A 13,179-nucleotide genomic window follows, 5' to 3' on the forward strand; every position below is an offset into this window, starting at 1 on the left:
ATATGTCCGCGCACAAACGCCGCGCAGGCCCTCAGCGGGCGGGCGCATCGATCGCCCGGCGCATCTCTGCCAGGCGGGCGCCGATCACGGGGGCGATGCTCGCGGTATCTTCCCCGGCATCCTCGATGATCTTCACCAGCGCGCTCCCGACCACCACCGCGTCGGCCACCGCGGCGACGGCCGCCGCCGCGGCCGCGTCCCGGATGCCGAATCCGACCCCGATCGGCAGGTCCGTGCAGCCGCGGATCTCCGCCACCCGGTCCCGGACCGATGCCACGTCGAGGTGGGCGGCGCCGGTGACCCCTTTCAGCGAAACATAATAGATGAATCCCCGCGCGGCCGCACTGATTCCGCGCAGGCGGTCCGGCGTGCTGGTCGGGGCGACCAGGAAGATCGGATCGAGGCCGCGTCCCTCGAGCGCGCCGAGCAGGTCGCCGGCCTCCTCGGGCGGCATATCCACGATCAGCGTGCCGTCGACCCCGGCCTCCGCCGCCGCCTGTGCGAAGGCGTCGTAACCCATGGCCTCGACCGGATTGAGGTATCCCATCAGCACCACCGGCGTCGTGCGGTCGTCGCGCCGGAACTGCCGCACCATGTCCAGCACCGTGCGCAGGCTGACGTGATGGGCCAGTGCGCGCTCACTCGCGCGCTGGATCACCGGTCCGTCGGCCATGGGATCGGAGAACGGCACACCGAGTTCGATGATGTCGGCGCCGGCCGCCGCCATGGCGTGCATGAGGGGCACCGTCAACGCGGGGGAAGGATCGCCCGCGGTCACATACGGGATGAGGGCCTTCTTCCCCGCGGCGCGCAGCCGCCCGAAACATCCTTCGATGCGGCTCATACCTTGATCCCGTCGCGCGCGGCGACCGTGTGGATGTCCTTGTCGCCGCGGCCGGACAGGTTGACGACAATGATGCGGTCCTTGTCCAGCGATGGCGCGAGTCGCGCGGCGTAGGCCACCGCGTGGCTGGACTCCAGCGCCGGGATGATGCCCTCCACCCGGGTCAGGGTATGAAAGGCGTCCAGCGCCTCGTCGTCGGTGATGGAGACGTAGTTCGCCCGCCCGCTGTCCTTCAGCCATGCATGCTCGGGCCCGACGCCGGGATAATCCAGTCCGGCCGAGATCGAATGGGTCTCGATGATCTGCCCGTCGGCATCCATCATCAGGTAGGTGCGGTTGCCGTGCAGCACGCCCGGCCGCCCGGCGCACAGGGGCGCCGCATGGTGGCCGGTGCTGATGCCGTCGCCGGCGGCCTCGACGCCGTACAGGACGACGTCGTCGCGCAGGAACGGATAAAACAGCCCGATCGCGTTCGAGCCGCCGCCGACGCAGGCCACCAGCGCATCCGGCAGGCGCCCCGTCTGCGCAAGGCACTGCGCGCGCGCCTCGCGCCCGATCACGGCCTGGAAGTCGCGCACCATGGCGGGATAGGGATGCGGGCCGGCCACCGTGCCGATGATGTAGAAGGTCGTGTCGACGTTGGTGACCCAGTCGCGCATGGCCTCGTTCAGCGCGTCCTTCAGCGTGCGCGATCCCGATTCGACCGGGACCACTTCCGCGCCGAGCAGGCGCATGCGGTAGACATTGATGGACTGGCGCCTGATGTCCTCGGCGCCCATGTAGACCACGCACTCCATGCCGAAGCGCGCCGCCACCGTGGCGGTGGCCACGCCATGCTGGCCCGCGCCGGTCTCCGCGATGACGCGCCGCTTGCCCATGCGGCGCGCGAGCAGGGCCTGGCCGACGGTGTTGTTGATCTTGTGCGCCCCGGTGTGATTGAGATCCTCGCGCTTGAGGTAGATCTGCGCCCCGCCCAGTTCGCGGCTCCAGCGCTCGGCGTGATACAGCGGCGAGGGCCGGCCCACGTAGTGCTGCAGGTCGCGGTCGATCTCGGCCATGAAGTCGGGATCATGGAGGTAGCGCTCATAGGCCAGCCGCAGCTCTTCCAGCGGCGCCATCAGGGTCTCCGCCACGAAGCGCCCGCCGTAGGGGCCGAAATGCCCGTTCGCGTCCGGCATGCTGTTCAAGTCGGGCGTCTTGCTGCCCGCCGTTCGATTCGCCATGAATATCTATCCTGGAATGTGAATGGCCATAGCATTACGCCTCGCGGACACCCTCCGCGTCAACGCGCCGCACAGCCGCGAAGAAGGCGGCCATGCGCGCGGCATCCTTGATGCCCCTGGCCGATTCGACGCCGCCGCTCACGTCGACGCCGTACGGACGCGCAGCCCGAATTGCATCCGCGACGTTGTCCGGCGTCAATCCCCCGGCCAGCAGGATGTGCGCGCCCGGCCGCGCGGGAATCTCGCCCCAGGGAAACGTCGCCCCGGTTCCCCCCGGCGTCCCCGGGCGATAGGCGTCGAGCAGAAGCGCGCGGGCGTCATGGTAACGCTCCGCCTCCGCCCGCACATCGGTGCCCGGGCGCATGCGCACCGCCTTGATGTAGGGCAGGCCGAAGATACGGCAGCTCGACGGGGGTTCGTCGCCGTGGAATTGCAGGATGTCGATGCGGACCCGCCCGAGCACGGCCTCGATCTCCGCGGGGCCGGCGTCGACGAACAGGCCCACCGCATGGACGAACACCGGTAGCCCCGCCGCGATCTCGGCCGCCCGCGCGACATCCACGCAGCGCGGACTCTGACCGTAGAACACCAGCCCGATCGCATCCGCGCCGAGCGCCGCGGCCGTCACCGCGTCCTCGGCCCGGGTAATGCCGCAGATCTTAACACGTGTGCGCATAGATTCGGATACAAGATACTCGAGAATGGATGAAAGGGGAAAGTCAATCTATTGATCAGCGGTCAAATCCCGCGCACGCCGCCGGCGTCCCGCCCCTATCCGCCGTCACCAGACGCCGGGCCGGTCCGGCGCATACGGGATGCCATACTGCCCGGGATATTCCGCGCCCACGAAATACAGCCCGGCGGGCGCCGCGTTCACACCGCCCAGGCGGCGGTCCCTGTGTTCCAGGACCTCGCGCGACCATTCCGTTGCCTGCTCGCCGGCACCGATGGCGATCAGGACGCCCGCGATATTGCGCACCATGTGATGCAGAAAGGCGTCGGCCACGATGTCGATGACGACGAATTCGCCGCGGCGTTCCACATCCAGGCGCTGCACCGTGCGCACCGGGCTTCTGGCCTGGCAGGCATAGGCGCGATAGGAGGAAAAATCGTGCCGCCCGAGCAGGTGGGCGGCGGCGGCCTGCATCCTGGCCGCATCGAGCGCGCGGTATTCCCACGCGACCGCCGCAGCCGGAACGGCGGGACGCACCGGCGTATTGTGGATCACGTAGCGATAATGGCGCCGCACGGCCAGGAAGCGCGCATGAAAATCCTCCGCCACGGGCAGCGCCCAGCGCACGCTGACGTCCGGCGGGAGGTAGGTGTTGGCTCCAAACACCCAGGAGCGGGGCCGGCGTTCCGCCGCGGTATCGAAATGCACGACCTGGCCGAGCGCGTGCACGCCCGTATCGGTGCGGCCGGCGCAGGCAACGCGCACCGGGTGATCGGCGATGCGGCCGAGCGCCTCCTCCACGCAGGCCTGCACGGTGCGTACGCCCTGCTGCAGCTGCCAGCCGCAGAAGTGCGTCCCCGCGTATTCCACGCCCAGGGCGATGCGCATCAGCGGACGCACCGGGTCCGCCGCCTCCCGGCGGCCGCGGCGGGGAGGCGGAGAGCTTCATCATTCTCTATAATCATCATTCGTCAGTACCGGAGCGCGGGCCATCATGCATCCATTAAAGGACCTGTTCGACAACAACAAGCGCTGGGCGCAGCGCATGACGCGCGTCGACCCCGACTTCTTCAGGCACCTGACCGAGCAGCAGACGCCGGAATACCTGTGGATCGGCTGCTCCGACAGCCGCGTGCCCGCCAACGAGATCGTCGGCCTGCCGCCGGGCGAGCTGTTCGTCCATCGCAACGTGGCGAATATTGTAATCCACACCGACATCAATTGCCTTTCGGTCCTGCAGTACGCGGTCGACATCCTTCGCGTGAAGCACATCATCGTATGCGGGCACTACGGCTGCGGCGGCGTCAAGGCGGCGCTGGAGGACCAGGCGCACGGTCTGATCGACAACTGGATTCACAACGTGCGCGAGATCTACGAAGTGCACCGCGAGCGCGTCGACGCGGAACCTGAAGTGGCGCGCCGGCTCGCGCTCATGTGCGAGCTCAACGTCGTGGAGCAGGCGAAGAAGGTCTACCGGACCACCATCGTCCAGCAGGCCCTGCAGCGCGGACAGACGCTGACCATCCACGGCCTGATCTACGATATCACGGACGGAATACTCAAGGACCTCGAGGTGCGCTTCCCGGGCATTCCGTGACCGGGAAGCGCCGGCGGCGCGGCGCTTACTTCAGCGACTTGTAGTGGTTGATCAGGCCGTTGGTCGAGGCGTCGTGCGCGTGCGCGGGGCCGGCGTCGGCGAGCTCGGGCAGGATTGACGCGGCGAGCTGCTTGCCGAGCTCCACGCCCCACTGGTCGAAGGAGTTGATGTTCCAGATCACGCCCTGCGTGAAGATCTTGTGCTCGTACATCGCGAGCAGCATGCCGAGCGAGTACGGCGTGAGGCTGCGGAACAGGATCGAATTGGTCGGCCGGTTTCCCTCGAACACCTTGTGCGGGAGCAGGCGCTCCAGCGCGTCGCCGCCCAGGCCGGCCACCGTCAGCTCGCGCCGCACCTCCTCCGCCGTCTTGCCGCGCATCAGCGCCTCGGTCTGCGCGAAGAAGTTCGACAGCAGTATCTTGTGGTGCGTCCCGACCGGATTGTGCGAGCGCGCCGGTGCGATGAAGTCCGCGGGGACCAGCGCGGTGCCCTGATGGATCAGCTGGTAGAACGCATGCTGCCCGTTGGTGCCCGGCTCGCCCCAGATGACCGGACCGGTCGCGTAGTCGACCGCTGCGCCGGCGCGGTCGACGCCCTTGCCGTTGCTCTCCATGTCGGCCTGCTGCAGGTAGGCGGGCAGGCGCTCCATGTACTGGTCATAGGGCAGGATGGCATGGCTGCGCGCGCCGAAAAAGTTGTTGTACCACACCCCGAGCAGGCCGAGCACCACGGGGATGTTCTGCTCGATCGGCGCCGTGCGGAAATGCTCGTCCATCGCATGGGCGCCCTCCAGCAGCAGCTCGAAATTGTCCATCCCGATCGCGATCGCGATGGACAGGCCGATGGCGCTCCACAGCGAGTAACGCCCGCCGACCCAGTCCCAGAACTCGAACATGTTGGCGGGATCGATGCCGAAGGCGGCGACCTCGCGCGCGTTGGTCGAGAGCGCGACGAAATGCTTGGCTACGGCGCCCTCGTCCCCGGTCGACTGCACAAACCAGTCGCGCGCCGTACGCGCGTTGGCGAGCGTCTCCTGGGTGGTGAAGGTCTTCGACGAGATGATGAACAGCGTCTGCTCGGGCGGCTTCTGCTTCAGGGTTTCGATGATCTGCGTGCCGTCGACGTTGGAGACGAAATGCACGCGCAGGCCGGTGCGCACATAGGGCCGGAGCGCGCGCGTCACCATCGCCGGTCCGAGGTCCGATCCGCCGATGCCGATGTTGACGATGTCAGTGATCTTCTTGCCGGTGTACCCTTTCCAGTCCCCGTTGCGCACGGCGGAGCTGAAGGTCCGCATCCTGGCCAGCACCGCGCCGACCTTCGGCATGACGTCCACGCCTTCGACGAATACGGGGCGGCCTGAGCGGTTGCGCAGCGCGGTATGCAGCACAGCGCGGTTCTCGGTGAAATTGATCTTCTCTCCGCCGAACATGCGCCCGATCTGCTCGGGCACGCCGGCCTGGCGGGCCAGCTCCGCGAGCAGGCCCATGGTCTCGGCGGTGATGCGGTTCTTCGAGTAGTCGACCAGGAAATCGCCGAGCCGGAGGGAGAACGATTCGAACCGTTTCGCGTCGGCGCGGAACAGGTCGCGCATGTGGACGTCCCTGACCTGCTCGTAGTGCGCCTCCAGGGCGTGCCAGGCGGAAGACCGTGTCAGCGCAGACATGGAAGGACTCAATAGGCTTCGGAACCGACGTCGCTGCCGTCGACGCTGAGCTTGTGGCGCCAGAACTGGTCGTCACGGTCGAACAGCCGGTAGGTCCCGCGCGGCCCCCAGGTGCCGGAGGCGTAGGTGTTGATGAAGTCGCGCTCCATGGACCACACCTTGAGCACCGGATCGACCACGCGCCAGGCCCACTCGACCTCGTCATAACGCAGGAACAGCGAGTGATCGCCCTTCATGGTGTCGAGCAGCAGTTCCTCATAGGCGTCCGACTCCTTGTCGTCCTTGGAACGGTAGCTCGCATCCAGGCTGATGGTACGGGTGCGCATCTCCAGGCCGTGCACCTTGACCTGGATCTCCATCTTCAGGCATTCATTCGGCTGGATGCCCATCAGCAGCCAGTTCGGATTGATGCGCTCCAGGTGGGTGTTGCGGAACAGATGGTGCGGCGGCTCCTTGAAGCGGATGGTGATCGCTGAGCTGGCCTCGGCCATACGCTTGCCGGTGCGCAGGTAGAACGGTACGCCGCGCCAGCGCCAGTTGTCGACGTAGAGCTTGAGGGCGGCGTAGGTCTCGGTGGTGCTGCCCGGGTCGACGCCCTCCTCCTCCAGGTAGCCCGGAACCGCCCTGCCGCCGACAGTCCCCGGCGCGTACTGGCCGCGGAACGCATGCGCGTGCACCGCGTTCTGCGTGATCGGGCGGATCGACTTCAGCACCTTTACCTTCTCGTCACGCAGCGATTCGGCGTCCATCATCGCGGGCGGCTCCATCGCCACCAGTGCGAGCAGCTGCATCAGATGGCTCTGCAGCATGTCGCGCAGCGCCCCGGCGCCTTCGTAATAGCCGGCCCGCCCCTCGATGCCGCGCACCTCGGAATGGGTGATCTGTACGTGGTCAACGTAATCGCGGTTCCACAGCGGCTCGAGCAGCAGGTTGGCGAAGCGGAACACCAGGATGTTCTGTACCGTGCCCTTGCCCAGGTAATGGTCGATGCGGTAGATCTGCTGCTCGTCGAGATGGCGCGTGATGCCCTGCTGCAGCGACTGCGCGCTGAGCAGGTCGTAGCCGAAGGGCTTCTCAATCACCACCCGGCGCCATCCGCCGCCCTGTTTCAGCAGGCCGACCGCGCTCAGATGCTCGATCGCCGGGCCGAAATCCGCCGGCGGGATGGCCATGTAGAAGATCACGTTGGGGGAGAACAGGCCGTTGTTGGCGAGCTTCTCGCCGAGGCGCACGTAGGCCTGGGCGTCGTCGAAGCTGCCCTGCGCGTAGTGCAGCCGGGCGCGGAAGCGCTCGAAGGCGGCCGGGTCGTAGCCCTGCGGATATTTCTCCGCGAGCATGGTGGCGACCTCGTCGCACCAGCGCTCGTTGTTCCACTCGCGGCGCGCGAAGGCGACGATCGTCATCTTCTCCGGCAGCCGACCCTCGACTTCAAGCGAGAACAGCGCCGGCATCAGCTTGATGCGCGTGAGGTTCCCTGTCGCCCCGAAGATGACAAGCGTGCACTGATCCATGGAATTATTTTCCGTCCTTGTCCCGCGCCGTGATCGCATGGCCGCCGAACGCGTTCCGCATCACGGCCAGCATCTTGTTGGCATAATCGCCGCCGTGCTGGCTGGCGAAACGCATGTGCAGCGCCAGGCTGATCACCGGCGCCGGGATGCCCTGGTTGATCGCCTCGGCAACCGTCCAGCGGCCCTCGCCGGAATCCGCCACCACCGGAGAGACGTCGTCGAACTGCTGGTCGATGGCCAGCGCGTCGGCGGTCAGGTCGAGCAGCCAGCTGCGCACCACGGAAGAGTGGCGCCAGAGCTCGGACACCTGCGCCAGGTCGAGGGAGAATTCTTTCTTGCCGCGCAGCAGCGCGAAGCCTTCCGCGTAGGCCTGCATCATGCCGTATTCGATGCCGTTGTGGATCATCTTGGTGAAATGCCCTGCCCCGCGCGGACCGACGTGCGCCCAACCGCGATCGGGCGCCGGCGCCAGGGCCTTCAGGATCGGCTCGATCGCCTTGACATGGACCTTTTCGCCCCCGGCCATCAGGCAATAGCCGTTCTCCAGACCCCACACACCGCCCGACGTGCCGACGTCGACCATGCCGATGCCGGACTGGGCGAGCATCGCGCCGCGCCGCTGCGTATCCTTGTAGCTGGAATTCCCGCCGTCCACCACGATGTCACCGGACGAGAGGCGCCGCTCCAGCTCCTTCATGGCCTTCTCGGTGGCATCCCCGCTCGGCACCATGACCCAGACGACGCAGGGAGAATCCAGGCGCTTGATCAGGCCGCCGATGTTGGGCGCGCCGATCATGCCGACCTCGTCCACCAGCGCCTTCCGCTCTTCCTCGGCCGGACTGAATCCGACAACCTCGAAATCGGCCCGGCGCAGGCGGCGCACCATGTTGCCACCCATCTTGCCCAGTCCAATCATGCCAAGTTTCATCGTCCGGCTTCCTCTATAATGTTCTCGCAAGTGTTTCGCGGCGAGAATTGAACTCTAGTTTGATATATGGGATAAAGTCCGTGTAACCGCGGCGCCCCGCCGCTCCGCCATGCTTCCCGACGTGCCGTATGGTAACTTCTACGCAGGGAGATTAAAAACCATCCTTGGAGATATCGACTCGCCCGGTGATTTATTAAGCCGGGGCGCATCGATCCGGGATACGGCCGGAACACCGAACCTGCCATGCTGGCGTACTTTCTGCCGCCAGACCACAGACTGACAAGACCAGCGAAGGCAGAAATCCTCGCACCAACGATCATGAGCGTCAACAAGATCCTTTTCGTCACCAGTGAGATCCACCCCCTGATCAAGACCGGAGGTCTGGCCGATGTCTCCGCCAGCCTGCCGAAGGCGATCAAGGCGCTGCGGCGCGATATCCGCATGCTCCTCCCGGCCTACCGGAGCGTACTCGACACCGTGGGCTCCGTCCGCGAGATCGCCGCGTTCCGCTGCCCGCCGGCGGAGGAACCGGTGCGCCTGCTCGAAACCACGCTGCCGGGGACTTCGATCAAGATCTGGCTGGTTGATTCTCCGCCCCATTTCGATCGCGAGGGGGGGCCCTACCTCGGACCCGACGGCAGCGACTGGCCGGACAACGCCGAACGCTTCACGGTGTTCGCCCGCGCGGCCGAGGCCGTCGGCATGGACCGGGCCGGCCTCTCCTGGCGCCCCGACCTGGTGCATTGCAATGACTGGCAGGGGGGGCTGGCCGTCGCTTTGTTGACGCGCCACGCGGAACGTCCCGCCACCCTGTTCACCATCCACAACCTGGCGTACCAGGGTCTGTTCCCCGCGGGGACTTTCGACCGGCTGGTGTTGCCGCCCGAATTGTGGTCGATGCATGGTCTCGAGTACTACGGCCAGCTCTCCTTCATCAAGGGCGGCATCGCCTACGCGGACATGCTCAGCACGGTAAGCCCGCAATACGCGCAGGAGATATGCACGCCTGAGTTCGGCTGCGGGCTCGAGAACCTGCTGCGGCATCGTTCCGAACGGCTCATCGGGATCCTCAACGGGGCCGACTACAAGGAATGGAATCCGGCCAAGGACCCGTATATCTACCAGAGATACAACGCCTTCAGCCTGCACAAGAAGGCCGTCAACAAGGCCGCGCTGCAGCAGCGCTTCGAGCTCGCGGTCGACGGCGCGACGCCGCTCGTCGGCATGATCGGACGGCTGGCCGAACAGAAGGGCTTCGACCTCATGCTCGCCGCCCTGCCCCAGCTCATGCGCCAGCCGGCGCAAGTGCTCGTGCTCGGGAGCGGGAGCCGGCTGCTCGAACAGCAACTGCGCCAGGCGGTCGCCGCCTATCCCGGGCGGGTGGCGGCGCACTTCGGCTATAACGAAGAGCTCGCGCACCAGATTGAGGCGGGCTCCGACATCTTCCTGATGCCGTCCCGCTACGAGCCCTGCGGACTCAACCAGATCTACAGCCTGCGCTATGGCACGGTACCCGTGGTGCACCGCACCGGCGGGCTCGCCAACACCGTGATCGACGCCACCGAGGAGACCCTGCGGCGCGGATCGGCCACCGGTTTCATCTTCGACGAACCGACGCCCGCCGCGCTGCTCGCCGCCCTCGACCGGGCGCTGGCCTGCTACCGGCAGCCGCGCGCGTGGAAACGCCTGGCCTATGTCGCCATGCAGCAGGAGTTCGGCTGGCGTCAGAGCGCGCACCAGTACGTGGAACTCTATCAGCGCACCGCCGTGCTCGCCGCCGCGCGCGGGGCCGGTTGATCGGCTATAATGCGCCCTGCCCATGAACAAGACGGTCATCGAAAAACACGCCGCACGCATGACCCGCAAAGATGCCAGTTTGGCGCTGCACGACCAGAAGCTGCGCGCACGCGTCAAGCTGTTCGGAAACCTGCTCGGCAACGTGCTCCATTCGCAGGCCGGCGGCCGCGTATTCGCGGCGGTCGAGACGCTGCGCAAGGGCTACATCAAGCTGCATAAGGAGGAGTCTCCGCGCAAGCGCGCGGCGCTCACCCGCCTCATCCGCCGGCTGGATCCCGAGATCGTCACCCACGTGGTGCGGGCCTTCAGCACCTACTTCAGCCTGGTCAATCTGGCCGAGGAAGTGTTCCAGCACCAGCTGCGGCAGCGCCAGCGGCGCGTCGGTAAACCCCTCTGGACAGGCTCCTTCGAGGAGGCCCTGCGCGGCTTCCGCCGCGAGAAGATCAGCACGGCGCAGCTGCAGAGCATGCTCGACCGGCTGAGCTACAACCCCGTCATCACCGCCCATCCGACCGAGGCCAAGCGGCACACCATCATGCAGATCCTGCGCCGGATCTTCGTGACCAGCCAGCAGCTCGACGATGCGCAACTGTCACGGGAGGAACGCGAGGAGGTGCATCAGCTGCTGGAGGCCGAGATCCAGACGCTGTGGAAGACCGACGAGGTGCGCGGACAGAAACCGAACGTGATCGGCGAGATCCGCCACGGCATCTACTACTTCCAGGACAGCCTGTTCCAGGCCGTGCCGGCGATGTACCGGGAACTGGAAAAAACCCTGGACCGAATCTACGGCGACGAGAACGGGGCGGGCGCGGGCATCGTCGTCCCGAGCTTCGTGCGCTTCGGCTCCTGGGTCGGCGGCGACCGTGACGGCAACCCCAACGTCACGCCGGAGGTCACGGCAGTGGCCGTGCGCCTGCACGCCATCGCGGCACTCAGGGAGTACCTGCCGCGGATCAGCCAGCTCGGCCACGAACTGACCCAGTCGAAGCTGCTGTGCTCGCCATCGGCGGCGCTGCTCGCGAGCCTCGACGATGACGAGCGTTACGCCGAACCGGCGCTCGAGGATGCCGAACGCTTCCGCAATGAACCCTACCGCCGCAAGCTCTACATCATGCGCTTCCGCCTGCAGCAGATGCTGAACCACATGCAGCGGCGACTGGAAGGCGAGGCGGCCTCGCCGCCGCGCGCCTCGTACGACAGTGCGCAGGACCTGCTGCGCGACCTGTGCCTGATCCGCGATTCGCTGCGATCGCACGGCGACCAGAACATCACCGAACTCGGCCTCAAGGATCTGATCCGGCTGGTCGAGACCTTCGGTTTCTTCCTGGTCCAGCTGGATCTGCGCCAGGAGTCCTCGCGCCACACCGAGGCGGTCGCCGAGCTGCTCAGGGCCGCCGAGGGCACGGAGTACACGGAACTCGACGAGGCCGGACGGTACAAGCTGCTGTCGCGCCATATCGAGCGCGAACCGCTGCGCATCGATCGCAGTGCGCTGACGCCGGCCACGCAGGAAACGCTGGATGTGTTCGAGACCATGGCCGCCCTGCGCGCCGAGGTCAGCGCCGAGGCCTTCGGCAGCTACGTCATCTCGATGACGCACTCGGCGAGCCACGTCATGGAGGTGATGTTCCTCGCGCGCCAGGCGAGGCTGCTGGGGCGCAAGGAGGACAAATCGTGGTACTGCCACTTGAGCGTTTCGCCCCTGTTCGAGACCATCGACGACCTCAATCGCATCGAGCCGGTGATGCAGGATCTGTTCAACAGCCCGACCTACATGGCGCTGCTCAAGGCCGCGGGGAACGTGCAGGAGATCATGCTGGGCTATTCCGATTCCTGCAAGGACGGCGGCATCCTGGCGTCCTCCTGGGCACTGTACCAGGCGCAGATCAAGATCATGGCGCTCACGGCGGAGCACAAAATCGAGTGCCGGCTGTTTCACGGCCGCGGCGGCACCATCGGGCGCGGCGGCGGACCAACGCACGAGGCCATCCTGTCGCAGCCGCCCGGCACCGTGCAGGGCCGCATCAAGTTCACCGAACAGGGCGAGATGGTCTCCTATAAATACAGCAACAAGGAGACCGCCATTTATGAGCTCGGCGTAGGCATCACCGGCCTGCTCAAGGCGAGCAAGAGCCTGGTGCTCCCGGCGAAGAAACAGGTCCGCCGCCACCACGAGATCATGAACCAGCTCGCCCGGCTCGGTGAGGCCGCCTACCGCCGCCTGGTGGATGAAACCCCCGGGCTGCTCGACTATTTCTACGAAGCCACGCCGGTCAACGAGATCGGCCTGCTGAACATCGGCTCGCGCCCGAGCCACCGCCGCAAGACCGACCGCACCAAGTCATCGATCCGCGCCATCCCCTGGGTATTCGGCTGGGCGCAGTCGCGCCACACGCTGCCGGCCTGGTACGGCATCGGATCGGCGCTGCAGCACTGGTGCAAAGACGACCCCAGGCGGCTCGAGGAACTGCGCACGATGTACCGCCAGTGGCCCTTCTTCCGCGCCCTGCTCAGTAACACCCAGATGTCACTGTTCAAGGCCGACATGACGATCGCGGGGGAATACGCGGTGCTGTGCAGTGACCGCAAGCTGGCGGCCACGATCTACGGCATGATCAGCGAGGAATACCGCCACACCGTCGAGCACACCCTGGCGGTCGCCAAGGCAAAACAGCTGATCGAGGAGAATCCCGCGCTGGCGCTGTCCCTGACACGCCGCAACCCCTATCTCGACCCGCTCAGCCACATCCAGATCACCCTGCTGAAACGCAGCCGCGACCCGGAGCTCGGGGTGGAGGAACAGGCCGCGTGGGTCAACCCCCTGCTGCGCTCCATCAACGCGATCGCGGCGGGCATGCGCAACACCGGCTGAACGAACTCTCGCCGCGGGCCGCCGGGAAACCCCGGCCGCGTGCGGCATCCTGCATTAAAATTGGA

The 13,179-nt window shown here is 66.5% G+C and carries 10 protein-coding genes; 3 read left to right on the top strand and 7 right to left on the bottom strand.

The window, feature by feature from the left end:
- Positions 1 to 31 precede the first annotated feature (31 nt).
- The 4 genes from IPK65_05720 to truA form a co-directional block, all read right to left on the bottom strand.
- Positions 32 to 844 carry a tryptophan synthase subunit alpha gene (locus IPK65_05720; protein MBK8162646.1) on the bottom strand — a complete coding sequence of 271 codons (813 nt, stop codon included), beginning with the start codon at positions 842 to 844 and terminating at the stop codon, positions 32 to 34.
- Positions 841 to 2,067, bottom strand: coding sequence for a tryptophan synthase subunit beta (gene trpB / locus IPK65_05725; protein MBK8162647.1), 1,227 nt, complete (start codon positions 2,065 to 2,067; stop codon positions 841 to 843). The genes IPK65_05720 and trpB overlap by 4 nt, the downstream gene beginning before the upstream one ends.
- Positions 2,068 to 2,101: 34 nt before the next feature.
- Positions 2,102 to 2,743, bottom strand: a complete 642-nt coding sequence (locus IPK65_05730) for a phosphoribosylanthranilate isomerase (protein MBK8162648.1) — start codon at positions 2,741 to 2,743, stop codon at positions 2,102 to 2,104.
- A gap of 105 nt (positions 2,744 to 2,848) precedes the next feature.
- Positions 2,849 to 3,628: a tRNA pseudouridine(38-40) synthase TruA gene (gene truA / locus IPK65_05735; GenBank protein ID MBK8162649.1), complete on the bottom strand. Its 780-nt coding sequence runs from the start codon at positions 3,626 to 3,628 to the stop codon at positions 2,849 to 2,851.
- A 106-nt stretch (positions 3,629 to 3,734) separates the two neighbouring features.
- Between truA and can the strand changes: the two genes are divergently transcribed.
- Positions 3,735 to 4,337 carry a carbonate dehydratase gene (can, locus tag IPK65_05740; GenBank protein MBK8162650.1) on the top strand — a complete coding sequence of 201 codons (603 nt, stop codon included), beginning with the start codon at positions 3,735 to 3,737 and terminating at the stop codon, positions 4,335 to 4,337.
- Between the two features lie 25 nt (positions 4,338 to 4,362).
- Here can and pgi read toward each other — a convergent pair whose 3' ends face one another.
- Genes pgi through gnd form a run of 3 tightly spaced genes read right to left on the bottom strand, consistent with a single transcriptional unit; the run spans position 4,363 to position 8,442 of the window.
- Positions 4,363 to 6,003, bottom strand: coding sequence for a glucose-6-phosphate isomerase (pgi, locus tag IPK65_05745; protein MBK8162651.1), 1,641 nt, complete (start codon positions 6,001 to 6,003; stop codon positions 4,363 to 4,365).
- Between the two features lie 8 nt (positions 6,004 to 6,011).
- On the bottom strand, positions 6,012 to 7,553 hold the full coding sequence (locus IPK65_05750; protein MBK8162652.1) for a glucose-6-phosphate dehydrogenase: 1,542 nt from the start codon (positions 7,551 to 7,553) through the stop codon (positions 6,012 to 6,014).
- Complete coding sequence (gene gnd / locus IPK65_05755) at positions 7,519 to 8,442, bottom strand: decarboxylating 6-phosphogluconate dehydrogenase (protein ID MBK8162653.1); 924 nt, start codon at positions 8,440 to 8,442, stop codon at positions 7,519 to 7,521. Before gnd ends, IPK65_05750 begins: the two co-directional genes overlap by 35 nt.
- 318 nt (positions 8,443 to 8,760) lie before the next feature.
- Here gnd and glgA point away from each other — a divergent pair, with 318 nt between their 5' ends.
- On the top strand, positions 8,761 to 10,239 hold the full coding sequence (gene glgA, locus IPK65_05760; GenBank protein MBK8162654.1) for a glycogen synthase GlgA: 1,479 nt from the start codon (positions 8,761 to 8,763) through the stop codon (positions 10,237 to 10,239).
- A gap of 58 nt (positions 10,240 to 10,297) precedes the next feature.
- Complete coding sequence (gene ppc, locus IPK65_05765; GenBank protein ID MBK8162655.1) at positions 10,298 to 13,114, top strand: phosphoenolpyruvate carboxylase; 2,817 nt, start codon at positions 10,298 to 10,300, stop codon at positions 13,112 to 13,114.
- Positions 13,115 to 13,179 lie beyond the last annotated feature (65 nt).

The sequence above is a fragment of the Gammaproteobacteria bacterium genome (genome assembly GCA_016712635.1).
In the GTDB taxonomy this organism is placed as follows: domain Bacteria; phylum Pseudomonadota; class Gammaproteobacteria; order SZUA-140; family SZUA-140; genus JADJWH01.

What these genes read in the sequence shown, in the direction of transcription:
- truA (MBK8162649.1), bottom strand. Translation starts at nt 3,628, where the DNA reads ATGCGCATCGCCCTGGGCGTGGAATACGCGGGGACGCACTTCTGCGGC.
- gnd (MBK8162653.1), bottom strand. Translation starts at nt 8,442, where the DNA reads ATGAAACTTGGCATGATTGGACTGGGCAAGATGGGTGGCAACATGGTG.
- can (MBK8162650.1), top strand. Translation starts at nt 3,735, where the DNA reads ATGCATCCATTAAAGGACCTGTTCGACAACAACAAGCGCTGGGCGCAG.
- IPK65_05730 (MBK8162648.1), bottom strand. Translation starts at nt 2,743, where the DNA reads ATGCGCACACGTGTTAAGATCTGCGGCATTACCCGGGCCGAGGACGCG.
- trpB (MBK8162647.1), bottom strand. Translation starts at nt 2,067, where the DNA reads ATGGCGAATCGAACGGCGGGCAGCAAGACGCCCGACTTGAACAGCATG.
- IPK65_05720 (MBK8162646.1), bottom strand. Translation starts at nt 844, where the DNA reads ATGAGCCGCATCGAAGGATGTTTCGGGCGGCTGCGCGCCGCGGGGAAG.
- IPK65_05750 (MBK8162652.1), bottom strand. Translation starts at nt 7,553, where the DNA reads ATGCGATCACGGCGCGGGACAAGGACGGAAAATAATTCCATGGATCAG.
- pgi (MBK8162651.1), bottom strand. Translation starts at nt 6,003, where the DNA reads ATGTCTGCGCTGACACGGTCTTCCGCCTGGCACGCCCTGGAGGCGCAC.
- ppc (MBK8162655.1), top strand. Translation starts at nt 10,298, where the DNA reads ATGACCCGCAAAGATGCCAGTTTGGCGCTGCACGACCAGAAGCTGCGC.
- glgA (MBK8162654.1), top strand. Translation starts at nt 8,761, where the DNA reads ATGAGCGTCAACAAGATCCTTTTCGTCACCAGTGAGATCCACCCCCTG.